The 26,369-nt window shown below is 54.3% G+C and carries 24 protein-coding genes; 8 read left to right on the top strand and 16 right to left on the bottom strand.

Annotation, left to right across the window (positions count from 1 at the left end):
• Window positions 1–102 precede the first annotated feature (102 nt).
• The 7 genes from RBB63_RS21040 to gcvPA form a co-directional block, all read right to left on the bottom strand.
• Complete coding sequence (locus tag RBB63_RS21040) at window positions 103–2,292, bottom strand: methyl-accepting chemotaxis protein (RefSeq protein WP_309387174.1); 2,190 nt, start codon at window positions 2,290–2,292, stop codon at window positions 103–105.
• Between the two features lie 4 nt (window positions 2,293–2,296).
• Window positions 2,297–2,728 (bottom strand): response regulator, encoded by a 432-nt coding sequence (locus RBB63_RS21045; RefSeq protein WP_309387175.1) that lies wholly within the window; start codon window positions 2,726–2,728, stop codon window positions 2,297–2,299.
• A gap of 115 nt (window positions 2,729–2,843) precedes the next feature.
• On the bottom strand, window positions 2,844–3,266 hold the full coding sequence (locus RBB63_RS21050; protein ID WP_309387177.1) for a GNAT family N-acetyltransferase: 423 nt from the start codon (window positions 3,264–3,266) through the stop codon (window positions 2,844–2,846).
• 16 nt (window positions 3,267–3,282) lie between these two features.
• A complete protein-coding gene (locus tag RBB63_RS21055) occupies window positions 3,283–3,555 on the bottom strand; it encodes a hypothetical protein (RefSeq protein ID WP_309387178.1) in 273 nt (90 codons plus the stop codon).
• 39 nt (window positions 3,556–3,594) lie between these two features.
• Window positions 3,595–5,061, bottom strand: a complete 1,467-nt coding sequence (gcvPB, locus tag RBB63_RS21060; RefSeq protein WP_309387180.1) for an aminomethyl-transferring glycine dehydrogenase subunit GcvPB — start codon at window positions 5,059–5,061, stop codon at window positions 3,595–3,597.
• A gap of 1 nt (window position 5,062) precedes the next feature.
• Window positions 5,063–5,701, bottom strand: a complete 639-nt coding sequence (locus RBB63_RS21065; RefSeq protein ID WP_309387181.1) for a hypothetical protein — start codon at window positions 5,699–5,701, stop codon at window positions 5,063–5,065.
• Entirely contained in the window at window positions 5,680–7,047 is a 1,368-nt protein-coding gene (gene gcvPA / locus RBB63_RS21070) for an aminomethyl-transferring glycine dehydrogenase subunit GcvPA (protein WP_309387182.1), read from the bottom strand. Before gcvPA ends, RBB63_RS21065 begins: the two co-directional genes overlap by 22 nt.
• Window positions 7,048–7,227: 180 nt before the next feature.
• Between gcvPA and RBB63_RS21075 the strand changes: the two genes are divergently transcribed.
• From RBB63_RS21075 to RBB63_RS21085, 3 genes are all read left to right on the top strand, one after another.
• Window positions 7,228–8,013 (top strand): hypothetical protein, encoded by a 786-nt coding sequence (locus tag RBB63_RS21075; RefSeq protein ID WP_309387183.1) that lies wholly within the window; start codon window positions 7,228–7,230, stop codon window positions 8,011–8,013.
• Between the two features lie 143 nt (window positions 8,014–8,156).
• On the top strand, window positions 8,157–8,906 hold the full coding sequence (locus tag RBB63_RS21080) for a hypothetical protein (protein WP_309387185.1): 750 nt from the start codon (window positions 8,157–8,159) through the stop codon (window positions 8,904–8,906).
• 128 nt (window positions 8,907–9,034) lie between these two features.
• Complete coding sequence (locus tag RBB63_RS21085) at window positions 9,035–10,633, top strand: arylsulfatase (protein WP_309387187.1); 1,599 nt, start codon at window positions 9,035–9,037, stop codon at window positions 10,631–10,633.
• Between the two features lie 46 nt (window positions 10,634–10,679).
• Here the strand turns inward: RBB63_RS21085 and hisG are convergent, their stop codons facing one another.
• Window positions 10,680–11,543 (bottom strand): ATP phosphoribosyltransferase, encoded by an 864-nt coding sequence (gene hisG, locus RBB63_RS21090; protein ID WP_309387188.1) that lies wholly within the window; start codon window positions 11,541–11,543, stop codon window positions 10,680–10,682.
• Between the two features lie 137 nt (window positions 11,544–11,680).
• Here hisG and bcp point away from each other — a divergent pair, with 137 nt between their 5' ends.
• Entirely contained in the window at window positions 11,681–12,157 is a 477-nt protein-coding gene (gene bcp / locus RBB63_RS21095; protein WP_309387190.1) for a thioredoxin-dependent thiol peroxidase, read from the top strand.
• A gap of 7 nt (window positions 12,158–12,164) precedes the next feature.
• Entirely contained in the window at window positions 12,165–12,893 is a 729-nt protein-coding gene (locus tag RBB63_RS21100) for a response regulator transcription factor (protein ID WP_309387192.1), read from the top strand.
• Window positions 12,894–12,912: 19 nt separating this feature from the next.
• Here the strand turns inward: RBB63_RS21100 and RBB63_RS21105 are convergent, their stop codons facing one another.
• From RBB63_RS21105 to RBB63_RS21130, 6 genes are all read right to left on the bottom strand, one after another.
• Window positions 12,913–13,791, bottom strand: a complete 879-nt coding sequence (locus RBB63_RS21105) for a 5'-3' exonuclease (RefSeq protein WP_309387193.1) — start codon at window positions 13,789–13,791, stop codon at window positions 12,913–12,915.
• A gap of 111 nt (window positions 13,792–13,902) precedes the next feature.
• Window positions 13,903–16,656: a type II secretion system protein GspD gene (locus tag RBB63_RS21110; RefSeq protein ID WP_309387194.1), complete on the bottom strand. Its 2,754-nt coding sequence runs from the start codon at window positions 16,654–16,656 to the stop codon at window positions 13,903–13,905.
• Window positions 16,657–16,726: 70 nt separating this feature from the next.
• Window positions 16,727–17,647 (bottom strand): hypothetical protein, encoded by a 921-nt coding sequence (locus RBB63_RS21115; RefSeq protein ID WP_309387196.1) that lies wholly within the window; start codon window positions 17,645–17,647, stop codon window positions 16,727–16,729.
• Window positions 17,648–17,652: 5 nt separating this feature from the next.
• Window positions 17,653–18,738, bottom strand: a complete 1,086-nt coding sequence (locus tag RBB63_RS21120) for an Amuc_1100 family pilus-like protein (RefSeq protein WP_309387197.1) — start codon at window positions 18,736–18,738, stop codon at window positions 17,653–17,655.
• 6 nt (window positions 18,739–18,744) lie between these two features.
• On the bottom strand, window positions 18,745–20,340 hold the full coding sequence (gene pilM / locus RBB63_RS21125; protein WP_309387198.1) for a pilus assembly protein PilM: 1,596 nt from the start codon (window positions 20,338–20,340) through the stop codon (window positions 18,745–18,747).
• Window positions 20,341–20,478: 138 nt separating this feature from the next.
• A complete protein-coding gene (locus RBB63_RS21130) occupies window positions 20,479–21,123 on the bottom strand; it encodes a hypothetical protein (RefSeq protein WP_309387200.1) in 645 nt (214 codons plus the stop codon).
• A 118-nt stretch (window positions 21,124–21,241) separates the two neighbouring features.
• On the opposite strand from RBB63_RS21130, the gene RBB63_RS21135 reads away from it, so the two are divergent.
• From RBB63_RS21135 to RBB63_RS21145, 3 genes are all read left to right on the top strand, one after another.
• Window positions 21,242–21,748 (top strand): NUDIX hydrolase, encoded by a 507-nt coding sequence (locus RBB63_RS21135; protein WP_309387201.1) that lies wholly within the window; start codon window positions 21,242–21,244, stop codon window positions 21,746–21,748.
• A 99-nt stretch (window positions 21,749–21,847) separates the two neighbouring features.
• Window positions 21,848–22,996, top strand: coding sequence for a pyruvate dehydrogenase (acetyl-transferring) E1 component subunit alpha (gene pdhA, locus RBB63_RS21140; protein WP_309387202.1), 1,149 nt, complete (start codon window positions 21,848–21,850; stop codon window positions 22,994–22,996).
• A gap of 19 nt (window positions 22,997–23,015) precedes the next feature.
• Window positions 23,016–23,990 carry an alpha-ketoacid dehydrogenase subunit beta gene (locus RBB63_RS21145; protein WP_309387204.1) on the top strand — a complete coding sequence of 325 codons (975 nt, stop codon included), beginning with the start codon at window positions 23,016–23,018 and terminating at the stop codon, window positions 23,988–23,990.
• 57 nt (window positions 23,991–24,047) lie between these two features.
• Here RBB63_RS21145 and RBB63_RS21150 read toward each other — a convergent pair whose 3' ends face one another.
• Together RBB63_RS21150 and RBB63_RS21155 are read right to left on the bottom strand one after the other, a co-directional pair.
• Window positions 24,048–24,722, bottom strand: coding sequence for a rhamnogalacturonan acetylesterase (locus RBB63_RS21150; protein ID WP_309387206.1), 675 nt, complete (start codon window positions 24,720–24,722; stop codon window positions 24,048–24,050).
• Window positions 24,719–26,302: a sulfatase family protein gene (locus RBB63_RS21155; RefSeq protein ID WP_309387207.1), complete on the bottom strand. Its 1,584-nt coding sequence runs from the start codon at window positions 26,300–26,302 to the stop codon at window positions 24,719–24,721. Before RBB63_RS21155 ends, RBB63_RS21150 begins: the two co-directional genes overlap by 4 nt.
• Between the last annotated feature and the right edge of the window lie 67 nt (window positions 26,303–26,369).

Consider the following 26,369-nt stretch of genomic DNA (forward strand, 5'->3'; position numbering starts at 1 on the left):
TTGGCATTTCAATCACGGGCTTACAGCCCGCTCAATCAAAGCCGCCTTGCGCTGCATCCAATCTATACCCCACCTGATCGGCCAATCTAGATGAAAAGTGCTCTAGCTCTTAGTGTCGAACTTGTCGATGCCGGCACGGAGGACCTTGACCGCTTGCTGAAGATCCATCGTGGCCTGGTTGAAACCACTGATCGATGCCGTGGTCGCGCGGGCGGCATCCTTTAGCTGGAGCATGGCCTCGTCGATGTGGTGCGCGCCAACCGACTGCGTGTCCATGCCCTGCTTCACCGCTCCAAACTGAACCGTCAGCTCCTGAACGTGCTTGATGATAGACGCCAGTTGATTACTGACCGCCTGCACGCCGGTGACGCTTTGCTTCATCTGTGCGCTAAAGTGCTCCATCTCCACCACGCCGCTGTCGACCGAAGCGTGCATCTCTTTGATCATTTGCTCAATATCTAGCGTGGCGACGGCGGTCTGGTCTGATAGTCGGCGGATTTCCCGCGCCACCACCGAAAAGCCCAATCCGTATTCACCGGCCTTTTCCGCCTCGATTGCTGCATTGAGCGACAGCAGGTTGGTCTGGTCAGCCACTGTCGTAATCGTCGTGATCACGCGATTCACGTTTTTGGCGCGCTCGCTGATCACGGACAACTTGCCGGAAATGCCATCGTTGGCCTCGGCAAGTTTGTTCATCATCTTCTCCATCTCCTCCAGGCCCTTGCGCCCGGAGTCCGCCAGCGCCTTCGTCTCATTGGCGCTGTTGGTCACATCGCTCATCGTGTTGGAGAGCTCTTGCGAGGTAGTGGAAATCTCCTTTACCGCTGCGGCGATAGAATTAGTGGACGACTCGAATTCGTTGACGGCGGTTTGCTGTGTTTTCGCGTTGGAGGATATTTTGGTCGCCGTCGAAGTCAGCTGCATGCTCGAGCCCTTCACCTGGCTGATGAGGATGTTGAGGTTGCCGATCATGGTCTTAATCGCGCGGAGCAGCGTGCCAGTTTCGTCCTCGGTATTCACCTCAACCTTGGCGGTGAGGTCGCCATCCGCCACACGGCTGGCTAGCTTGGCGGCGTGGGAAATGCGCTGAGCAATGTTATTTGCGAGCCAGACCATGATGCCGAGCGTAGCCAGAACGCCAAAACATGAAACAGCCACCAGAAATGCAATGCGCTCATTAACGGGCTCGTAAATCTCGCTCTTATTCACGCTCATGACCAGCGTCCAGTCCCCGGTAGGAATCTTAGCCGCGTCGTAAAAGCGCTCCACGCCATCTGCGCCTTTGATCAGCAGTCCATTGGAACTGCCATGCATTTTATAGAAATTCAAAAGCGTATCATCCGTATCGATGTCCTCGATGCGCTTGGCTTTCCAAAGCTTTTCCTCCAAGTCTTCGATGACGTCTTGTCCAGCGCCGGATAGCTCCGCCTCAGTCAGCGCAGACTGCGTGGCGCCGTCGACCGTAGATGCAATGATGCGGCCTCGCTTGCTGATGAGCGTGAACTCCGCACTCTCGTATTGCTTCAGACTGGTCAGATAGCTCTGCATGTAGGCCAGTGCACGGTCAACGCCAGCGATTCCCTTAAACTCGCCATCGATGACGATTGGGTAAGTCTGCTCGACGATCAATTTTCCCTCGTAAACATAGGGCTCGGTCACCATCGCGAGCGCATTCGTGGGGTCGTCCATCGAGTGAGCGCGCGCGGGATTATAATGTTTGCTCAGCTCGCTCGCGAAGGAAATATTACGCAGCTCAGACGCACCTTGGGCCAAATTCTTCGCTCCCTGATAATAAAAGCTCTCCTCCATGTCCACCAGCGGTTCGAGCTCAAGCAAGGTATCATCGTCGTGATCACGATACCAGTAGGGTAAAAAGCGACCATCGGGCTCCAACGCTCGTTTGTCTTCTTCGCTGGCCGTTTCAAGAAACTCGGTGTCCGCGCCATCAGCATTGGGCTCATAGCCGAAATAAGAACCAGTCAGTTGCGGATGGGCCGCCAGCATATCCCGCGCATAGGCAATCGATGAATGACGTTGTCCAAACATGCCATTCTTTTGCGCAAACGCCATGGCCTTGGGGAAGGAAATGGTCTCCAGGTTGGTTTTGTCGATCTCCTGCGCCGCACGCTCGGTCGTGAGATTGATGTTCTCCATGGCTCCAGCTTCCAACTGGTTGTAAAACTCTCCCAGCAGCAGGTAACAGATCAGCGCGATCGTCGCAACAACCGGCAGCGCCACGCAGACAATAATCTGGGATCGAATGCTGCGAAACTGGAGCGTGGTGCGTTCCATCAGTTTAAATCTGGTCGGCGGCGACTGCCATGCGCAGATGGCGCAGTTCGAGTGAAGTGTCGATCTTGGCGGTGAGCAGGATCGGATTAAAGAGCTTGGCCATGTAGTCCTCCGCGCCATCGGCAATGCACTGGGCGACGCTCTCGATGTTGTCCACAGCGGTAACCATGATTACGGCGATGTCCTTGTATGTGGGATCGGCCTTGATCGCCTTGAGCGTGTCGTAGCCGTTGAGCACCGGCATCTGGATATCAAGCAGGATCAAGTCAACTGGCTTCTCGGCAATGTAGTCCAGGCACTGCTGACCGTCTTCCACGGAGTCGACGTTTTCATATCCGGCCTGCGACAAATGCCGCAGCATCATCACGCGCATCATATTCGTATCCTCAACAACGAGGATGCGCGCCTTGCGTGGTTCAAAAGGTGGGAGATTCATTGGCAAAACTTTTTATTAGCCACGAAGAGCACTAAGGACACGAAGAAAATACACAGGCAGATGATCCTCTTTTAAAACTTCGTGCTCTTCGTGAACTTCGTGGTTAAAAACTTGGCTAGCTTGATGATACTGGGGATTGGCTGGGCTTCATCATCCACGCGCGCGGATGTTTCTCAAACCCTATTTTCGGGTAGAATTCATTCGCCGTCGGCGCGGATAGTAGCGTGATAAAGCACGTCGGCGCTAGTGCTGCCCGCGTTTCCTCGACAAGCCGCGCGCCAATGCCGCGCTTCTGGTAATCAGCATGGACGGCCAAGTCCGCGAGATAGGCCACGTAGGCAAAATCCGTCAGCGTCCGCGCAATGCCAACAAGCTTCTCGCCATCCCACGCGGTGATGGTCAGGTCGCCATGTTCCATCATCGCCTGCATGATGACGCGATTCTCCACAGGCCGACGCTCGCCCAAAGTCGAAGCGCGGTAAAGCTCGATGAACTGATCGAGGTCAAGCTGGGCGTCACTCTGGTAGGTGATGGGCATGCAAGTGGTCTTAAATTCAGAATTGAACTGTGCATTTACCATTGGCGTTGTAACGCGAATTGTCCGCACTCATTCGTTTCACCAATTCAACCTTATCCGTGAATTCGAATTCTACCACTTCCCCTTCAGCCAATCGAAATTCATAGAGAAAAGATTCAGGTAACTTCGAAATAACTGCCGACACGCGCACTTCTGGAATCGCATCGGATCGCATATAGTAGATATCAAACGACGGCGGCGCAGCATCCACTATGGATGAGAAATCTTTAGTCTGCGCTCCAATGATCATCGCTAAAAAACTTCGTGTCCTTCGTGGTAAAGAACTCGCCTACTTCCCCTCCTCCGGGTCGTAGATGCTCATCCAGGCAGATTCGTTGTGGATGATCTTGGCCGTCGCGGCGGTGTGCGGGGCGGTCTCGATCATGTAGGGGGCGACCTTTGCTTCGCTGGCGACTTTGCGGAATTGCTCGATCATGAAGTTGAGCGATTCAAGGCTTTCGGTTTCGGTCGGCTCGATGAGCATGGCGTCGTCGAACTCCTCGGCGAAGTGGACGCAGCCCGCGCCCACGAGTGTCGGCGGGTGGACCCCGAAGTCGATCAGTCGCTTCACGAAATCCGCACCGCGCACGTCGAGGCTGCCGCCGTGCAGCAGGCACTCATGCATGCAGTTTTGCGGGAACACATTGGGCAGCAAATCCTGCAGCTGGTGCTTGATGTAGTTGGCGTTGAGCACGGCGTTTTCGGTCGCCGTTTTCAGGCCGATGGCGCCATTGGCCAGGATGTAGCAATACGCGCGGAGCAGCACCTCGATGTGCCCGAAGTGCGTCTTGACCTTGCCCACGGAATCCGGGCGGTCGTAGTCCGGCATTGGCGCGCCGTCGATCGGGCGGATGACCGGCGTCGGCAAATACGGCTCGAGAAATTTCTTCACGCCGCAAGGGCCCGCGCCGGGGCCGCCCCCACCGTGCGGGGTAGACAGCGTTTTGTGCGTGTTGATGTGGATGACGTCGAAGCCCATGTCGCCCGGGCGGATGAGGCCCATGATCGCGTTCAGGTTCGCGCCGTCGTAGTAAAGCAGCGAGCCGTTGTCGTGGATCTTGTTGGCGATGGTTTCGATGTTCTGCTCGAAGAGGCCCAGCGTCGACGGGTTGGTGATCATCAGACCGGCGACGTTCTCATCGAGCGCGGCCTCGAAGGCGTCGAGGTCCATCATGCCCTCTTTGCTCGTGGCGATGATTTTGCAGGTAAAGCCGCACATCGCCGCGCTGGCCGGGTTGGTGCCGTGCGCGGTGTCGGGGATCAGGATGACCTTGCGGTGCGCCTGCCCGATCTTTTCAAAATGCTTTTTCATCACGAGCAGGCCCGTGAACTCGCCATGCGCGCCAGCGGCGGGCTGCAGCGTCACGGCGTCCATCCCGGTGAGCTCGGCAATGTAAGTTTGCAAGTCCCACAGCATCTGCCAAACGCCTTGCATCGAGTCCGCCGGCTGGCGCGGGTGCACCTTCCCGAAGCCATCCAGCATAGCGAGCTTGTCGTTGCGCTTCGGGTTATACTTCATCGTGCACGAGCCCAGCGGATACGGCCCGTTGTCGACACCGTGCGCCTGACGCGAGAGGTTCGTGAAGTGCCGCACAACATCGATCTCCGACTGCTCGGGAATACCGATCAGGTCATCCCGCAGGTCTTCGACCTCGCAGCAAACGCCGGGGTTCTCACCGACCGGAAACTCGTTATCGAACACCGTCGCGCCACTGACGTTGGGACGCGACTTTTTGAAAATAGATTGGGGAGTCATTTCAAGAATTCCAGTTTGTGTCTGTAGGATGGGTGATGATAAATTCTGGGTTTCCAAAATCTGAATTCGCGTTTACTTCGACAGTAAAGGAGCATTTTTCCACAACGGCGTCCGATTCAAAATTTGGAATTAAAATCAGGCCCGGTTCACGAGTTGTCTCACAGAGACCAGCATCTGGTAGATAAACACTCACAGACTTACCGCTGTTGCTGAATCCAACCAGAGTGTCTCCCCATTCATTTAATCTATCTAGTTGAAGTGTGTAACAGATTTTTGAGTTAGGCGGTGAGATAACACCGATGGAATCGGATACTCCATCGATTCCAGGAGGTGCATTCAGCCAGCCGATCAGATTAATCAATTCGTATACGACCATGCCTTGAGGTAAACTAATCGCCACCCAACCTGACTGGTATTTCTGAAGCCCTACCTCAACTGTAACCTTGGCCTCTTCTTCGATTAATGCAGAGTGCTCGATGATTGCTTTTTTAACCGCAGCTAATGAGCCATTCCTCACAAAGATATTTCCCCTCGCCAATGGCAAAGTGTAAGCTTGAGGCGCAACAGCATCTTTGTCTCGCTGTGAACCACCAAAGATTTTTTTGAGAAAGCCCATCCTTACAGCGCTGCCGCGAAACACTCGACCATGCGGTCGAGGTCGGCTTTTGTTTTGGTTTCGGTGACTGCGATGAGCAACTGGTTCTCCGGCGCGTCAGGATCGAGATCCGTCACCGCCACGCCGCCGAAGATGCCTTCGTCGCGCAGGGTGGCTAAGACCGCCTTCGCGGGCACGGGGAGCTGCAGCAGGAACTCGTTGAAGAACGGGCCGCTGTGGACGCGGGTGACGCCGTCAATATTCGTCAGTCGCTCCGCGAGGTAATGCGCCTTTTGCACGCAAAGGTCACTGATGTTCTTGAAGCCATTTTCGCCACGGAGCGTCATGTAGATCAGCGCGCGCAGGGCGAGGTTCGCTTGGTTCGAGCAGATGTGGCTCGTGGCGTTGTGGCGGGCGACATGTTGTTCACGCTCTTCTTTAACGAGGGCCAAGGCTTCTTCCCCCTTGAGGTCCTGGCACTGGCCGACAATGCGACCGGGCAGGTGCATTTCGTATTCTTCCTTGGTCGCGATGATGCCGAGGAACGGTCCGCCAGCATTCAAGTGCAACCCGAGCGGTTGGCCTTCGCAGACCGCGATATCCACGCCGAATTGGCCAGGATTTTTCGTCATGCCAAAGAGCATCGGATAGCTCGCCATGACGTTGAGCGCGTCGGTGCTTTTGACCAGCTTTCCAATGCGAGACATCGGCTCGACAACGCCGTAGCGGTTCGGCGATTGGTATAGGAAAGACGCGGTGTCGCCATCGAGCAGCTCGGCGAGCGCGGCCTCGTCGAGCTGGCCTGTCTCGGCGTTGATCGGCGCCGTGACCAGCTCCACGTCGCGGCCAGCAAGGTAAACGCCGAGCACTTCGCGGTAGTCCGGCCAGAGGCCTTCGCTGACGACCAGCTTGCGCTTACCAGTGATGCGGCACGTCATCCAGGCGGACTCCGCCAGCGCGGTGGCGCCGTCGTAAACCGAGCAGTTGACGGCGGGCAGTCCGAGGAACTTGCCGAACAGAATCTGAAAGTCGTGCAGGAAGCGCAGGATGCCCTGCGCCATCTCCGGCTGGTAAGGCGTGTAGGCGGTCAGGAACTCGCCGCGCGTCGCAATGGCGTCCACCACAGCGGGCACGTGATGCTCGTAGGCGCCCGCGCCGAGGAAACTCAGGGTGTCCATCGTCGTCTCATTCTCCCCGGCGAGGCCGCGCAGATGGCGCTCCAGTTCCCACTCATTGAGCGCGTCGGGCAGATCGAGCAGTCCTTGCACCCGCAAGTGCTCCGGCACTTCCGTAAAGAGGTCGGCGATGGTTTCCTTACCCATCGCGGCGAGCATCTTTTGGCGATCTTCAGCAGTGTGGACGTTATAACCAGTCAAGATGGCTTCTGACATGATAAGTAAATCTCTTGAATATTTAGCTAAGGTCAAGAATGTAGCTTGAGCCATGCCCGAGCAATCCAGGTTAACTCGAACTAATCAGCAGTAGTGACGAGATCTCAGCAGAACCTGTATTGAAAAAGAAAATCACGGCAAAAGCCTTGAATCGTTGTAGAAATAAGACATCATACTAGCATGGATTTTTACCCCCTTATCCGCACATCTCTCCTTGCAGTAGCCACAGTTAGCATTGCGCTGACTTCCACAATAAGCGCCGCCACACTGAGCGGTTCCTTTTCCGTGTATGATAATGAACGCGTCGACTTGACCGCATTGGGCGATGTTGACTGGGCCTATTGGAACTACACCAACAGCAACGGAGCCTTTCAACCTGCATCCAATATTACTAACCGTAAAAATGGGGGCACTGCCATCCAAAGCCCAACGGTGATTGGTAGTGGTAACTTGCGTGGCTCGTCCAGCCTCACCGAAGTAGACATTTCCTACACCGACGGCACAAACCCAGAGACCGCATCAGGTAACAACATGTCTGGTATTTTTAGTTCGGCTATCGCGACCGCAGGCGCTGGGATCAGCATCGACATCGTTTTACCCGAGGCCGGGACGACCTACTACATCACGCTTTGGGGATCCGAATACGCCACCCAAACCAGCGGTGATACAGGCGGCATTTTCACTGCCTCGCTCTCAGGGGCATCCGACTACACCTACGACGCTTTTTACGGCGCCCCAACCATCCCCAAACCAAGCGGTGTTTACTCGATCGTCGCAGTAGCCGACAATAATAACGACATATTGACGCTGTCATATGTCCTTCCCTCAGAGACCAACACGAATGGGCATGTAATCTATGATGCGCTAACAGTATCCGCCGTGCCGGAGCCAGCCGAATACGCCCTCGTGATTGGCTGCGCCGCGTTGATCGGATTGATCATTCAGCGCCGCCGCCAGCGTAATTAAGCACAGGCCGAAACTGTAGAGCACGTTTCTGGATCAACTGATGAGCGCTGTTGAGCGGTCTTCCAAATAGCATTGCAGCAAAGACCATGGCTGGCTATGCTCAATGAAACGACATCAGCAATCCCATTAAAAAAGCATACAAGATGAATACCCCTCTGTCTTCTGTTTGGTCTATCGCGGCACTGGCAACCTTCAGTGCGTCACTCTCCGCCCAAATGGTCATCAACGGCGATTTCTCCAATGGCATCGTCGGGGAAGCCACGACCATGAGCGGCTCTGCACCCGATGTAGGGGGAGACGGCAGCCCCATCGACGACGGCTGGATTGAAGGAAGGCCAGGCGATGTAAACTGGATCGTAGGCTCTGGCAGCGCTTCACGCAGCGGAGCCGAGGCCAACCCATTCAACCCAATCGGCATAGGGCAACTTTTTTCAAACCCTGCAGAAGGCGGCTTTGCCAATGGCGAAACCATCACCTACTCATTGGACTACGACCTGGATAGCTACACTGGCAGTTTGCAGGCAGTTCTCTATGGCGTAACCGGACCACGCGACGGCACGAGCTGGGCAACCTTTACCGGAGAAGGCATTAATCTGAACGCAGGCGTCGGTTTACCCGCCGGAGGCGCTAATTACTCATTTACATCCCTGATCGATGTAGATCAAAACACAATCACTGGAACCGGTATTTTTACGCAAAGCGTTACTTTAAGCGCGGACTACAGCTACTTCTTCGTGGGCTTTGCTGCCAACCCTGGCAATAGTTCCTCAGCCAATACATTGACGCTCAACAGCGTATCTGTAGCCGCAGTTCCTGAACCCGAAACCATGTCTGCCTGGTTCGGTGGAGCCATCGCTCTCTTTACTGTTTGGCGCCTGCGACGTCGCAGATAAGCAGAAATACTAGCCCTGTTTAATGGTAAAGCGGCGTGCCCACTTGGCTTGATCGCCAAAGTCTACAAATAGTCCCGGGATAGCAAATGTGACTGGACTTGCCCAGTATCACAGCGTAGATGACGCGTATGCCTTCGAAATCCCCCAACTTCATCCTCATCCTTAACGACGATATGGGCTACTCCGATCTTGGCTGCTACGGCGGCGAGGTTCGCACGCCCAATCTCAACTCTCTGGCGGAAGGCGGCCTGCGTTACACGCAATTTTATAACACTGCGCGCTGTTGTCCCTCCCGCGCGTCATTGCTGACTGGTCTGCATCCGCACCAAGCCGACGTAGGTCACATGATGGGCAATGACGATGTCGATGGCTATCTTGGCGATTTGAACGCCCAGGCGGTGACCATTCCCGAAGCGCTCAAGCCTGCAGGCTACCGCAGCTACATGTCGGGTAAGTGGCATGTCACCCGCCATGCTGAAAATGACTCCCCCAAGCACAACTGGCCGCTGCAACGTGGATTTAACGACTTCTTTGGCATGATCGGCGGCGCCGCAAATTTCTGGCAAGTTCCCAGTCTCGCCGTAGGCAATGAGCTCATCGATCCGCTTAATACACCGGACGACTTTTTCTTCACCGACGCGATCAGTGACCACGCCATCAGGCAGATCACCGAGCACTCCGCAGACCACGACGACCAGCCCTTTTTCCAGTACGTAGCCTTCACCGCGCCACACTGGCCGCTCCACGCGCACGAGGAAGACATCGCCAATTATCAAGGCCGCTTCGACGCAGGTTGGGACCAGCTCCGTGAAGAGCGCCTACAACGCATGATCGATCTGGGCATTATCGATGAAAGTTGGGACCTGACCGACCGTGACCCCGAGGTAGGTCCCTGGGCAGACCAGCCACACAAAGATTGGGAGGCCCGCCGTATGGAGGTCTACGCCGCACAAATCGAGCGCATGGACCGCGGCATCGGCCGCATCATTCAATCGCTCAAAGACACAGGCCAATACGACAATACCGTCATCATCTTTCTCGCCGACAACGGGGGCTGTGCAGAGGAAATCGGCGCCGACTGGTCCAGCGGGATGATCGGCAAAAGCGCCACTGAGTTTACCCGGGATGGACGCCAAGTAAGATTCGGCAACACCCCAGATATTTGGCCCGGAGCTGAGGACACCTATGCGAGTTACGGCGTGCCATGGGCCAATGTCTCCAACACCCCCTTTCGCCTCTACAAGCACTGGGTGCACGAAGGTGGCATTTCCACGCCATTCATTGTCCACTGGCCAGCAGGCATTGAGTCCCAAGGGGAACTTCGGACGCAATGCGCACAACTACCCGATGTCATGGCGACCTTCCTCGACCTCGCAGGCGCCGAGTATCCAACCGAACGCCTTGGTCAATCCGTCAAAGCGCTCGAAGGCTTCAGCATGGCGCCCACCTTTAAGAATGATGACTTCGACCGCGACGTCCTCTGCTGGGAGCACGAGGGCAATCAAGCCATTCGCCGCGGTAAATGGAAACTAGTCCTCCGCCACCCAGGCAACTGGGAGCTCTTCGACATGGACGCCGACCGCACCGAGATGCACGACCTCGCCGCCGGGCACCCTAAACTGGTCGCCGAATTAGCCGAACTTTGGCAAAATTGGGCGACCCGAGTAGGCGTGATCGACTGGGACGAACTTTGCGCCATGCGCAATGCCGCGATCGACAAAGGCTAACCAGGAGGTAGCCTCAAAACTCTTTTCCAGGAAGAATCGAACCTGCTTAATCCGGGACGACCTTATTAAGCGGGTATTCGATGATCCCCTCGGCGCCATGCGCCTTGAGGCTGGGAATAATTTCGCGGACCACCTTTTCATCGAGGACAACTTCCAAAGCCACGTAATTCTCGTCTGTCAGTTGGGAAATGGTCGGGTTGCGCAAAGCGGGCAACTCCTGAAGAATGTCCGGCACCTTGCTTTTCTCGATGTTTAACTTGAGTCCGACCTTCTTATTGGCTTCAAGCGCGGAGGTTAGCAGCAGGGCCATGCTCTCGATCTTGGCGCGCTTCTCTGGATTCGCCCAAGCTTCCTTGTTGGCGATGAGCTTCGTGTTGGTTTCCAACAAAACGTCAACGATGCGGAGCTTGTTTGCACGCAGAGAATTGCCAGTCTCCGTCAGGTCCACGATCGCATCGACCATCTCCGGCACCTTAACTTCGGTGGCGCCCCAAGAGAACTCCACATCAGCATTCACTTCGTTCTGCGCCAAATAGCGCTTCACAATGTTGACCACCTCGGTCGCAATCAGCTTGCCCTCCAAATCCTTTACGGTCTGGACCGGGGAATTTTCCGGCACCACCAGCACCCAGCGACTCTTGACATTGGATGCGCGGCTATAGATCAGATCGCAAACTTCGACGACATCCGAACCGTTTTCCACGACCCAGTCATAGCCGGTTAAACCACAGTCGAAGAACCCATGCTCGACATAGCGACTCATTTCCTGGGCGCGGATGAAGCGCCCGTCAAGCTGCGGATCGTCAAATGAAGGACGGTAAGAGCGCGAGCTTTTCGCGATCTTATACCCAGCCTTGCCGAAAAGCGTGAGGGTGGATTCTTCCAGGCTGCCCTTGGGCAAACCCAGCATGATAAGCGGTTTTTCTGATGTCACAACCCCCGCATGACAAACCGCAGCAGGCCACTCAGACAAGCTAATTTTGCTTTGCCTTCGTCTTTGCGGGCAATAGTCTGCGCATAAACGATTTATATCCACGCCAAATTTTGATGAAACAGCCCACACCATTGCCCCCCGGTAGCCAAACGCCAGGCTTCGCTTTCCAGTATGCCGATGGTCAGCCTGGGCACACCGACCAATTAACTCAGCTCTATCTGGTCTATTTCTACCCTCGCGATGATACGCCAGGTTGCACCAAGGAAGCGTGCGCCTTTCGGGACGTCTTCGCCGAATACACGCAGGCGGGCATCACTGTCATTGGCGTCAGTTGCGATGATGAGCAATCGCATGATAAATTTCGCCAGAAATACAGCCTACCCTTCCCCCTGGCTGCCGACACCGACCAAGCCCTGGTTAAAAGCTTTGGCGTGTGGGGGTTGAAAAAATTCATGGGCAAAGAATATGAAGGCATCCACCGCATGTCTTTCCTCCTCAGCCCGGATGGCGTCGTGCTGAAAACTTATCCCAAAGTAAAACCGGAAGAACACGCCGCCGAAGTCCTTCAGGACGCCCAAGCACATCTATAAAAACATCATGCCGAAAGAAGCCAAGCCTCTCATCCTTATCTGTGAAGACGAGATAGAAATCGCCGAGATGGTTGCCGACCATCTCGAAAGCGAAGACATGCTGCCCCAGATGTTTCACCGGGGCGAAAATGCGATTCGCTTCCTAAAGAGCAATCACGCCAATCTGATGCTGCTCGACGTCAATCTCCCCGACACCACTGGCTTTCAGTTAATCGAGGAACTTCGTCAAAACAACATTCAGGTCCCGATCATTTTCGTAACCGCCCATAACTCCGAAGTCAGCAAGGTGAAGGGACTCGATTTGGGCGCTGATGACTACTTGACCAAGCCGTTCAGCCTACCGGAGCTCACTGCCCGCATCAAGGCGGTGCTCCGCCGCACCGAGACAGCCAAGGACCAGCACATTACCAACAACGTGGAAATCACGGAAAAGCCATTTGATTTCTGTGGCGCCAATGTGAACCCCACACGCATGGAAATCGAGTTTCCCGACGGCGACAGCGAGAAGATTGGCCGCAAAGAACTGGGCATCATCTCATACTTGGTTTCCTACCCAAACACGGTGCTCACACGCCGCAGCCTGATTCATGCCGTCTGGGGCGTCCATGCAGACGTCCGCAGTCGCTCACTTGACCAATACGTGGTGAAGATTCGCAACCTTCTCTCCGCCCACGAATGCAACACGGATATTTTCCGGACAGTGCACGGCGTTGGCTATATCTACGACCCACAATAGGAACCCGGATCGGGGAAGCTTACCCCAAACCCAAACCATAGCGCTCGTAAGCTTGATCGGCCGAGTTTTTCATCTCCATCGACTCCAAGAAATCGATCAGCTTGCGCATGTCCACCTGCGCACGCTCAATAGTGCCACAATCGAACGACGTATCCAAGCGGACCAGCTCAACATTGCGACGGAGATTATCCGCATTGGTCGGCAAAAGCTCTCGAAAACGCGGGGGCTTTATATCAGCAGCCTGGGCAATCGTATTCTCAAGCGAACCATATTCATTGAGCCACTTGGCTGCCGTTTTTGGCCCACACCCCTTGAGTCCAGGAATGTTGTCTGATGCATCGCCAATCAACGCCAGGTAATCCACCACAAGCTCGGGTCCAACCCCGAATTTTTCAGTAACCCCGGCAGCATCCAGCTTGCGCCAACCAATTCGTGGATTGGCGGTTGGGGCTGGCAAGAGCTGACTGACCGTTCCACCTACGCACTGACTCAGGTCTTTGTCTGCGCTGACAATAACGACCTCATGCCCCTCACGAGATAGCCGAAGCGCCGCCGAGCCAATCAGGTCATCCGCTTCCACTCCCAACTGCGAACGAACCGGATAGCCAAGCAATCCCGTGAGTTCGCGAATCATTGGAACCTGCTGAGTAAGCGCTTCCGGTGTTTCATCGCGGTTCGCTTTGTAATCCGGCAAAATTGCCAAATGCCGATCAGAGCCACCCTCATCGAAAAAAACAGCAATAATATCAGGCTGCTCCAGATCCTCCAACTTCCACATTGCTTTGACCCAGCCGTGCAATGCCCCAGTCGGCAGGCCATCTGAGCGAGTCAGGTCCGGTAAAGCATAGTAACTGCGGAAAGTCAGGTTATAACCATCAACGAGGAGTATCTTACTCATGTCATTCAGTAAGCCGGGACCATCTGTGATCTTCCAGCATGTAATGCAATTGGACAAAAAAAGTCCCCAGCTGCATTGGCAGGCTGGGGACTGAAAGAATGTTGCTTTCGCTTACTCGTTGATCGAACGGCCTACGCCGCCACCAGGAGTCACGACAACCGGGCTTTGGAAGAGCGAATTTGCTTCAACCGAACCGATCGACTGGCGTGCAGGCGAGCCTCCGGGGGAAATCAGGTTGGCGGTCACGAAGATCAGGAGGTTGCGCTTCTGAGCGGTTTCACCCTTGTTCATAAACAAACGGCCGAGGAAAGGAATGTCGCCGAGAACTGGCACCTTGTCTTCAATCGTTTTGATTTCTTCGCGGGTCAATCCACCGATAACCACCGTGGCGCCATCGAAAATCGTCACTTCCGTGCGAACTTCGCGAGTCGAGAAGATCGGCTGGTAGAAACCAGAGGGAACCGTCACGGTTGTGCCACCAGCGATAGCGACTGAAGGACCACCATATTCAACGAAGCCTTCGAATTCGGTTACACGTGGCTCAAGCTTGAGCGAAATGTTATCGTTTTCTTCAACCGTAGGCGTCACTTCCATTTCCACACCGATGTTGCGAACCGAGAAGTCTTGCGGCGTTCCCGCAGTGATCGCGACAGCAGAGGAGCCACTGGAGCCACCAATTGTTGTAGTGCTGGAAGCTGGTGAAACTTCGGCTTCAATGTCACCGTAGTTTTCAGGATAACGAAGTTCCTGAGCAACGACGATCTGTGCAGTGCGGCCTGAGAGAACGGTCAGCTTGGGAGCGCTCAAGAGATCGCTACCTTCTTCGCGAGCCAACGCATTAACTGTAACGCTCAGGTCTACACCTTCCACGATTCCCATGAATGTACCGGCAACACCACCAAGCGCGCCAAGGTCAATTACATTCGGGATCGATGGAGAACCGGCAGCGATCGAATCGTCAGGTTGACCAAGCTGCTTAATGACAATGTTGGAGTCTTCGGTCTCGGTGCTGAACACATTAGCCAGCGTTTGGTTGCTTGAGCTGATGCCCTTCGTCGTGGGTGAGTTCGGATTTGCGATGCCCCAGTTGAAACCAAGTTCATCAAGATTACCCTGAATAACGTCGAGGAACTTCGCTTCGATTTCGACCTGCTTGGTTTGGTCGTAGCGGCGCAGAATGTTGCGCATTTTCTCGAGGTTCTTAGGGGACTGCGTAACGATCAACTGAGTGCCGTCAAATACGAGACTGGCGCCCGGCTCATCAAAGTTAATGCCCGCACGGCTGAAGAAGTCGCGGATTGCTTCTTCTTCATCACCACCGGAAGGACCGCTGGGTGCAGCTGGAGCCGAGAAAGGATCGCTAACAGCCGAAGAGCTGCTGCCAGAGTCACCGCCACCACCAGTCAGGCGAATGATGGTTTGACGTCCAATCGGGAAGAATTCGGTTTCGAGGAGTTGGCCTTGTTCGTTCCCAGGGGAAACAATGACGGTTTCGTCGCTGATATCCCATGTGAAGCCAACTGACTCCGTGGCGAAATCAAGGATACGGTCGAGGGACAAGCTACGCAGTGTGATGTTTACACTCGGGTCGCGTCCATTGTTATTGAAGAGAACAATGTTCACGCCGCGATCTTTGTCTTCAGCGTTTACATCCGGATCGTATTCTACTGAAAGCTCGGAAAGAGTTTCAATCACGCGGGAAAGCGGCACACTGGAGAAACTGACACGCGGAATGTAAATCGACTTCAGCTTTTCTTCGATTGGGCTGATAGTGGGATCTGACGTGATGTTAGTCTCGAGGTCATATACTTGCGGACGCTGCCAACCACGTGAAACCTCTTCAAGCATTTGGTCGCGGGTCTTACCATGGTCGAGCCAAGCAGACTTGCGCACTTGCTGCATGATTTCCATCTGCAGAGACTTTGCTTCGGCGTTGATAGGATCGCGCGCTTCCACTTCACGAAGCTTGCTTTGAGCGCCTTCGTAGTCACCGTAAAGCATCATCGCACGGGCGGTAACGAGTAACTGATCAGTTGTCTTGACACGCTGAACATATTCCGGGCTGAGCTTTTCCGGGTCTTGACGCCAAGGATCCATCTTCAGCTCCTCAACCTTCTCTTCGTAAGTGGCCAAACGGGCGTCTTCACCAAGCGTATCGCGGTAAGCCAAGGCGGCAGCTTCAGCAGCGACTGCATTGTGCTCCTTAAGGGCCTTCTTGCCAGCAGCGAGGATGATGTCGCCACGTGCAGTGCGGAGATCTTCAATGATAAACTCTGTCGCAGTTGATTCCGGGATCGATTCCTGAGCGGCGGCGAGAATGGCGTCTGCTTCGTCGCTACGGCCATTTTCCACCAGCACTTCGGCGTCGGCGATAGCTTGCTCACCACGAGCAATAGCCGCTTGCTGCTCAGTTGCAGCTGACGCCATCAAGTAGTCCACATCATCGCCACCGGTGAGGATGACTTCCGTAGTCGTTTCAGTGCCATCACTGTTGCTCATCGACACGACAGTCGTGCTGTCGGTTACGGAAATATCTTTGGGCGTGTAGTCGGATACTCCTGCTGCCTGACCATAAACGGTAGGCTGGCCAGCATTCTGGCGCTCAATGTCCTTATTAACAGCGTCAAGCAGACGCTGGACATTCTGGTCGTCCGGATTTTTCCGAAGCAGTTCTTCCAGATTTGCCTGTGCCGTCATGAGTTCACCGGACTCACGAGCGCGGAGTGCGGTCGCCATCAGGCGGATTTTTTCTTGAGTTTCGCTGCTCTGTGCATGGACCTCAGAGACACTGAGGCACGCCGATGCGACGAGCGTTGCAGCGGCGAAGGTGGAGGCGAAGCGATGGAGTTTCCGGAGTCGTTTCATGGTTCTTAAGTTAGCAAGCAACGGCAAGGAATTGCACGTCGTTCATAAAATTAGCATTTAGGAGTATCACTTAATTCTGAAAAATACTGTCAAAAACACCGGAATTTTCATCCGATGAAGAAGATTCTTCTGAGTCGTCGGTTTCAGTGGGAGCCATATTCTCCTGGGAGACCGACTTGGCAACGGTTAGGGTTTTGGTTTCAGTGGGACTGTCATCAGCAAACGTTTTTTCGACGGTAGCCGATTGCTTGTCAAAATCAAAGTCAAGTAATTTCCAGGTGACATCTCCCACCGTTTCGCTATCGCCCTTCTCTTCCCAGACAATGGTTTTCGCTGGGTATGGGCTGACGGTATCGAAAGTCAGGTCGAACGAATTGGGCACGTAAAGACGCTCCTCTGTGGTCAGCACGATCAATTCGCCACTGACGCCATCGCGAATGGTCACACGGGGAACACGGCTGATCAACCCTTCTTCGGTGACAACCTTTTCCACCACGAAGTCGACGATCTCTACATCGTGCTCGGTGAATTGATCGCCCACCTTACCACGGAAAGCCTGATCGCTCTGGTAATTGAATAACGAAACCGTAGCGTCCTTATTCTTACCCGAAAGCCCTTCAAAATAAGCTTCTAACTGAATACGGAACAACTCCCGTTCGATACCGGCAAAACGCAGACCAAACGGTGGGACTTGCTCCTCACCGCGTGGCGGCTGGAAAATAAATGTCTTCGTCGATTCGTCCCACCAGATTTTCGGCGGAGTGAATACGTCATAGAGTTCAAGCCCATCGGCATCCTGCGCCTCTGGCTCACCCCAATGTGCGCTGGAGGGAGTAAAGTCAGCGGCCTGAAAGGGCTCGTATGCTTCGCCAAAAGGCTGCTGGTTAGCGCCGGAGCTGGCCTCTACTTTCAGGGTGGTGTAATAAGCTGCGCTGCCGGCCAAAGCAAGGACGCCAACGGCGAGAATAATTTTGTCGTAAAAGGCGTTCATCGTGATTATTCCTCCTCCTCTCCGTTACTGGCGCTGTCGCCGGAAGACTTGGATGGTTGATTGAGTTTGACCGTAATGTATTCCAAAACGACCGTGAACTCGGATATGTTATCCTCAACGATCGGTTCACGATCCGGGTCCGCATTAGACTCTTCTTTCTTATCCTCTTGAACGCCAAATGCGCCGAAGATCGAAAGAGGATCATTCTTGGTCTGAGTAGACGCTGTTTTCGTGCTCTTTTCGAGAGGCTTCACTTCTACGGAACGAACGACCAGCGGAATCTCAAATTCTTCGATTTGCTTAAGGAATGATCGCAGGTTTTCGGTCAAGCCGGTGAATACGATCTTGAATGGCAGCGTCTGCACTGCGTCTTGAACATGCGCAGTCTCCGTGCCGATGCGAAACTCGTCGGATTTCAACGCGGGCCCCTTGTTGGAGCTAGTGGTGTTGCCAGTCGGCTTGACCATCAGAGCTTCGATCTCCTCTGGGCTACGCACCACTGCCACAATGCCTTTCGGCCGCGTATTGAACAGCTTTCGGAGGATGTAGGTGAGAATTTCCTTTTGACGGTTTACCAAGGCAACATCGTCGTCGGCCGGCGGTTCACCGGAGTCAATATAACGACTGAAGCCGAAAGCGAAGTTATCCGGGAGTGAAGTGCTGGGAACAGGCTTGCCCTCTTCCTTCAGCTTTTCCACTTCGGTGTCACTGATATCAACGGGCACTGTTCGCGAGGCGACTTGTGCGAATTCGTTGCGATAAGCGCGAAGCTGGAACAACATTTGCGTGCCACTGGAAGGCGGAGTCGCCTTGAGCAGCCCTGGCTTGGTTCCCAGAGTGGACTTAATGCGCGCATCCAATGCGTTGGTGAGCGACGCGACGTTTTCCTCCGCGGACTGGAGATTTTCTTCGGTCGGCGCAGGGCTAAGCGACAATGCTGCGTTGAGTGAGTTGCCAGCGCTTTTGAGCGTCTTCTGCTCTTTGTCCACTTGGCCCTTCAGAACGAAGAACATCGCGATCCCGCCGATGAACAGCAGTATGAACAGCACGAGGAGCGCGCTGAATACCGGATTCTGTTTCAATTTATTCATGTGGGCTTAGAGAGGGCGTTCGGGGTTGATGACCAAGGAGAAGTCGAACTTCAAAATGCGCGGATCGCTTTCATCGAAATTCTGGTCCTTCACGTCGCTGATAAATTCGGAGGCCTTGAAACTTTCGAGCAATTGATTCACTCGTTGGTAAGCCTGTTCGTAGCTTTCGGTAGGATTGGTTGGGTCCCAATTCTTAATAAGCAGGCGACCGGAAAGGTCGAGGTCGCCCGAAGTTGCGCGGTCAAGCTTGAGATCTTCGAGCCATACATCCTGCACTGCCTGGAGTCGTTCCTGCAAATCGCCAAAAAAGGCGATCCAGTTCGAACGCGAATTCACCAGACCTTCGATGCTGGAAATATCCGCCTTCAGCTTTTCGGCCTGCTCCTGCAAACTAAGGATCTCGGAATGCATGGACTGCAAAGGCGGAGACTTGCCCTTGAGCACCTTGGCCTGCTTTGCATAGGCGTCCTTCGCTTGGAGCTGTCCGAGAATCGGCGGCACCGTAGCCAAAGCCAAACACGCCGCGCCGATCAGGATGAACGGCTTTTGCTTGGCAAACCGCATTTTGTCCGCGAGTTGCTGTGGCAGCAAATTAATGAAAACTGCGTCAGAATCCACCATGCGGGCAGCTTCGCCAAGCGCTTCACTGAGCACGTGCTGATGCTCTTCGAGTGAAATGGCGTCAACACTGCCGCCCACTTCGATGCTCGAAATCGGGTCAAAGAACTGAACCGGCATGCGCTGAGATTGCTCAAGCTGTTCGGCCAAGCCTGGCAACAAAGCGCCGCGACCAGTCAGGATAATGCGCTTGGGCGCTGCGGCGCTTTTCTGACGTCGGTAATTAACAATCGAACGCGTAATTTCCTGGCTAAGCTTCTTCTGGAAATTCTGGGCGTTGGTCTGGAGAATCTGAGCGCTAGGGTCGTCTGCGTCGATGCTCGTTTGGCCGGAGAAAAACGCGATTTTGACCTGCTCCGCTTCGACAAAGCTCTTACCCAAGCTGTCCGCGAGATTCTGCGTCAGCGTATTGCCGCCCAGCGTGATGTTACGGATGAAGAAGCCCTGCTCATTAATGAAGAGCAGATTCGAAGAACGGGCGCCGATGTTGATCAGCAGCGTGTCTTCCTCGGCATCAGGATAGCAGTATTTGTAAGCGTTGTAATCGAGAATCGAAGCCGCTTCCACGTCGAGTGGCGTGATGCCGCTCTTGCGCATATCGGTGCAGAAACCGTTGATCACATCGCTCTTCACCGCGATAACAACCACTTCAGTCTCCACGCCGTCGTCAGCGATCACTTGGTGGTCCCAGACGACTTCGTTTAGCGGGAATGGAATTTTGTTTTGTGCTTCGAAAGCGATAATCTGCGCTCGCTTGGACTCATCAACGTGGGGCACATTGATGAGCTTCGTCAGCAACTGATATCCGGGAACAATCAGCGTAGCTTTATCGCCTCCCTTGACCTGACTTTTGACGCTACGCACGGCGTCCATGACGGCGGGAAGCCATTCATTTTCGTCGGTAAGGTCGTATGCAAGGTCCTGGTGGGCGAAGCTTTCCAGCACTAAGCCGTTGTTGCGTTCGCTAAAAACCGAAGCGGTCACGTGACCGGCTCCGCAATTAATAATAAGTTTCTTAGCAGCGCTCATGAACGAGGAAAGGGGCCATTTGAAAAGAGATTAGAATCGGCGCAAGCATAATCAAAATGCCGCACTTGAGGAATGTATATCACTATCAAAGAGTTAATTCTCTTCAATTCTGATAAAAGGTGGACGATCTCTGCCACGTTCCCGGTAACCATTGCCCGAGAGGTATCCGGGCAGCAGGACTCCTTCAGTCGCACTGGAAGCCAAGCTCATCATTTTATCGACTGCTTGCTTGCTAGTCAGGTTGCTTGAGGTGCGGTTACGAGAATTTTTCCCGGTGAGTGGAATTTCAGAACCGTCAACGCTCAGGTTGATCAACCAGAACTCAGGCTCTTTGTTCATGTTGTCTCGCTGGGCGATATCATAAGGAAGCCAAAAACCAATTTTTCGCTTTTGCTTCACTTCCATAGTCGCGATGGCGACAGTCGATTTGTGGAAAAGGAATTCACCAGCCTTGATCGGATGCGGATACCCAATGATCACTTCAACTTCGATGTTATCGAGGTATTTTGGATTCACGGAAGCCTCAGTGGGCGCCAGCGCCGTGAGTTCAATCTCAAAGAGGTAATCATCGTATGAGCCCTCCTTGCTATAAAATTTTGTATTTGAAACGGTGACAGGCTCATTCTGCGCCGATAAGTGCGGCGTAAGACCACCAATCAACATAGAAACGAGGATAAAGATAGAAACGATACGGGGATGCATCCACGATGGTAAAAGAGAATCGAGGAAGCGAATCAACAAGAAAACGTAAGGAAATCCAGTCTTTGGCCATTATTTCCACTATTTAATCAACTTGTTGACTAATATTTATGCAAAAACGTTGCTATGCCAGCGGGGAAACTTTCCGTTAGGCAGCGTGAGTGAATCCGAAAAAATCCTGCCCTTTAAAATCAGCGTCCTGGTCTTTTTACGGGGCGAAGATGGCCGCCTGTTAATGATCCAGCGCCGAAAATCTCCCAATTTCGGCTGTTGGAGCCCCATTGGCGGAAAATTGGAAATGGCGCAGGGCGAATCTCCATTTGAATGCGCAGTGCGCGAAGTCGAAGAAGAAGTCCGCCTGAAAATTCAAACCAGCGACCTACACCTGTTTGGTTATGTCTCCGAAAAAGGCTTTGAAGGCAACGGGCACTGGCTGATGTTTCTTTTTGACTGTAAAGCAAATATCCCCGCCCTCCCCCCGGAAATCGATGAAGGCAGATTCGCCTTTTTCACCCGCGAAGAAATCAATCAGATCAAAATCCCCCCCACCGACCACCAACTGGTCTGGCCCTACTACGATACCCATCGTGAGCGTTTCATTGCTCTGCGCGCGGACTGCCATCCTGAACGAGATTTGGAAATTGTGGTTGAACAATCTTTATAGTGTGCGAAACTGCGCCGCTTTCTCGTATAAACCGGCCAACGCCGGGGCATACGCGAACGTCCACTCGAACGATACATCCATCCGAACGATCACCACACCGTGACCGCCAAAAAAAAGTCGAAAAAATTCACCAAAGCAGAACGCTGGCAAGACGTTGACGTCCACGAGCTGGCCAAGCTGGAGATCAACCAACGCCTGAGCGCGGAAGAAAAAATCCGCCTGTTCACCGACATGGTGCGCATCCGCCGTTTTGAAGGCCGCAGCCTCCGAAGCTATCAGGAAGGCAAGATCGGCGGCTTCCTTCACCTCTATGAAGGCCAGGAAGCCTGCGCCGTTGGCACCATCTCCCTGCTCGGCTCTGACGACCACGTGATCACGGCCTACCGCGACCACGGTCACGCACTCGCCGTTGGCATGGGCATGAATGAGTGTATGGCGGAAATGTATGGCAAACACACCGGCTGCTCCAAGGGTAAAGGCGGCTCGATGCACTTCTTTGCGCCAGATAAGAATTACTGGGGCGGCCACGGCATCGTCGGCGGTCAGATTCCGCTCGGCACGGGCCTTGCCTTTGCCCTCAAGTATCAGGGCAAGAAAGGTTGCTGCCTCGCCTACATGGGTGACGGCGCGATCAATCAGGGCGCAGTTCACGAAGCCTATAACCTTGCTAGCCTCTGGGACCTGCCCGTGATCTTCATCATCGAGAACAACGCTTACTCGATGGGCACCAGCCAGGCTCGCTCCTCCGCTTACCCGGAATGCCTCGCCCAGCGCGCCGAAGCTTACGGCATGGAATGGGACACCGTAAACGGCAACATCCTTTACGACGTCCGCGCCAAGACTTACGAGGCCATCAAGCGCGCTCACGAAGAGTCTCGCCCAACCGTCCTGGAAATCTTCACGTATCGCTACCGCGGTCACTCCGTGGCCGACGCCAACCACGAAAAGTATCGTTCCAAGGACGAAATTTCCGACTACAAGGAGAACAAGGATCCGATCACCCTCCTGCGCAAGCAACTCGTGGAAGAAGGCGTCCTAACCGAAGAACAGGCGAAGGAAATCGACAAGGCCGCTAACGCAGAGGCAACCGCCGCTGCTGAATTCGCGGACAAGTCTCCCTTCCCGCCCGCCGAGTCCATCCTTGAGGACACCTACTGGAGCATGGACAACAAGGGACAAGACTCCGCCATCGATGAACTCAACCAAGGCCGCTTCATCTTTGAAGACGGCGGCATCTTCGACAAGTAACCTTTAGACAGAATTAGCAATGGCATTAATTACTTACCGCCAAGCCGTCAAAGACGCGCTCGCCGAAGAAATCGCCCGTGACCCGAACGTGTTCGTCATGGGTGAAGAAGTCGCGCAATACAACGGCGCCTACAAGGTCACGGAAGGCCTCTGGGAGAAATTCGGGGACAAGCGCATGGTCGACGCCCCCATTAGCGAAGCTGGCTTCATCGGCTTGGGCATCGGCGCCTCGATGCTCGGCCTCCGCCCCGTCATGGAGTTCATGTTCTGGTCTTTCTGCTACGTGGCTTTTGACCAACTCCTCAACAACGGCTCCTTCTGCCGCTACATGTCCGGTGGTCTCATGAACGTGCCGATCGTCGTCCGCGGTCCCGCCAACGGCGGCACCAATGTCGGCGCGACGCACTCCCACACGCCGGAAAACCTTTGCGCCAACCACCCTGGCATCAAGGTCGTCTGCCCGTCTAATGCAGCAGACGCCAAGGGTCTGATGAAGACTGCCATTCGCGACAACGACCCGGTCTTCGTCATGGAAAACACCCTGCTCTACGGCCAGAAATGGGAAGTCCCCGAAGAGGAATACCTGATCCCGATGGGTAAGGCCAACATCCTCAAGGAAGGCAAAGACATCTCCCTGATCGCCCATGGCCGTGGCGCCATCACCGCCCTCGAAGCCGCTCAAAAGCTCGCTGAAGAATACGACATCGATGCTGAAGTCCTCGACCTCCGTTCGATCCGCCCACTAGATGTAGACGCGATCCTCCAAACGGTTAAGAAGACCAACCGCGTTGTCTACGTCGAAGAGAACAAACCATTCTCCAGCGTTGGTTCGCAGATCATCAGCATCATTCAGGAAGAAGCGTTCGATCACCTCGACGCCCCGATCAAGCGTGTCAACTCCATCGATGCGCCACAGATCTACTCGATGCCGCTCGAAAAGATCCAGATCCCGGACGCCGACCGCGTCATCAAGAAGGTTCTGGAAATCTGCTAACACGATCTGACTAAATTTTACAAAAGCCCGACGACGCGTCGGGCTTTTTTGTTGGGATTAACCCAGTTGCTCAAATGCAACGTCCAGGCGAGGCTCTAAAGCTGCCAGCTCTTCGGCCACCATTACAGCTAGTTCCCGAGCGCCCCGCTCGGTGAAATGTGTGCGATCATTGGCGCCCGGCACATCCACATTCTGCCCGCTGTTCAGGGTGAAATATGTGCTCTCCTCCTCGCCTAGCGCCTCGTAACGCTCGCCAATGCGCTCATAAAGGTCGATCAGCGAAACCGACATTTCCTGCGCCACACTTCGCATCGATTCCACGTAGGGCAAGAGCTCCCGCGTCAGCCTGCCATCTGCATCAAATGTGCGCCGGTGAGGCGGCGTCACCAGGATCGGCAACGCGCCTGCTTCCCGGCATTCCCCGATGTAACGGCATAGATTTTCCCTATAATCCGTCTCGGCATCGGTCGATTCTCGAAGCCCTTTCTTATGTGAATCGTTGTGTCCAAACTGAATCAGAACAATATCAGGCTCCTCCGAGAGCAATGCATCCCAGAATCCATCTTCTCGAAACGTCTTGGTGCTGCGCCCGCAAGCTGCGTGATTGGCAATGCGAACATTGCTGAAGCACTCGCCGAGGTACTGCCCCCAGCCTCGGGCAATGTCCGTTTCAGCATATGCAGCCACGGTGGAATCACTGGCCAACGCCAGATGTATCGTTGCCTCACTCATCGCGCCTCCACCAGATGCAGTTCGCCAAAAGGCCTTTCAGGATAAGTCGCCAAGTATCGACTCAATCTCTTTTGCATCTCAGCAAGCACCTTTGAGTAGCGTGGATCGTTCGCCAAGTTTCGCTTCTCCTCCGGATCCTGTGCCAAATTGTAAAGCTGGTCCTTGACGTAGTAAGAATCTGGCCGACGCCTTGCCTGCCAGGCGCCCAGGCTACTGTTCGTCCCCAAATAAGGCAGGTGCTCGGTTTCACCCAATTCAAAAGCGGCAACCGCCTCCTCTGGGTAACGCACTGCTATGTATTTCCAGTCGTCATGAATTACCGCGCGTGCATAACCATACTCGAAGTACAAGTCATCATGCCACTGCGAAGCGTCTTTATCCCTCCAAAGCGAGGTCAGGCTGCGCCCATCTACGCCTAAATCGGATTGAGGAGGAGTATCAGTTAAATCAAGAATTGTTGGCGTTAAATCCGTCAACTGAACCGGCAAGTTTTCAATCCCCTCAGGGATCCCTGCGCCGCTAATCACCAGCGGAATCCATACGCCATCTTGGTATAGCGTAGCCTTCCCCGGCAAGCCGTGGTCCGAAGTGAAAATGACGACTGTGTTTGCTGCGAGGCCACTGTCTTCTAGTGTTTGCATGACCGCCCCCACCCCATCGTCCAACCAAGTGATCGGGGCTGTCTCAGGCGCCAATCCGGCCGCCTGCACCCGAGCCATTACGTCAGCGCGCGCAGGTTGAACGCCCAAATGCTTTTCTGTGACTCCCTCGCCGGTCAAGCGCGGATCATCACCACGTTTCAACGTCTCAATCGGCTCAGGCACGTGGGGAATCGTTGAAGCCAAATACAGAAAGAACGGCTCCCCCTGGTGACGCTGAATAAACTCCACCGCTGCATGAGTCAGCCATTCCACGTTGTGGTTGTTTAGCTGGTCATGATGTAGTTCACGGGGATTCGCCCAGTAAATGGCGGCCGCTTCATCCCAACCGTCAGCTTGAAGTTCTTCGCGGAATATTTCCTGATTGTGCCTCAGCGCCTGATTGAATTCGGGGTCATCGAAGCTGGCGTCATGCGAATACGCCTGCAGCCCCATCGCGTAAAATCCAGGCGGAAACTTCCATTCGCCGTCGACTTGCCAACCGCACATCCATTCGCCCAGATGCCACTTACCAACCAAGCCAGTTACATAGCCATTGGCCTGCAACGCCTTCATGAGGTTCGGTCGATCACGCTCCAGCTCAATGGCCCGGTTGCTGGGACGGTTAATCGCGCCGGGCGGATTGCGCTTCAGGTATTCCGGGTGAGTGCAGCGCCCCGGGAATCGACCGGTTAACGTTGTGTAGCGGCTCGGAGAGCAAACCGACACCACCGTGTAAGCCTGCGTAAACAGCTGTCCCGACTCTGCAAGTTGGTCGATATGAGGCGTCAATGTCCTGCCGCCGTATGCGCCGACTTCATCGCGACTCAGATCATCCGCCATGATCAGAACAACATTTGGTCTTGCTGGGATTTGCGCCGCAGCAATCGACGAAAGCATTAAAAAGATGAGGGCGCCAAACTGTTTATATACATGGGGCATGAATTGCATTCCAACAAAGCCAACCAAAACGCGTTATGTCAACTTGCTTTAATCGCCCCGAAAAGCT

Source organism: Cerasicoccus frondis, assembly GCA_031296915.1.
Classification (GTDB): domain Bacteria; phylum Verrucomicrobiota; class Verrucomicrobiia; order Opitutales; family Cerasicoccaceae; genus Cerasicoccus; species Cerasicoccus frondis.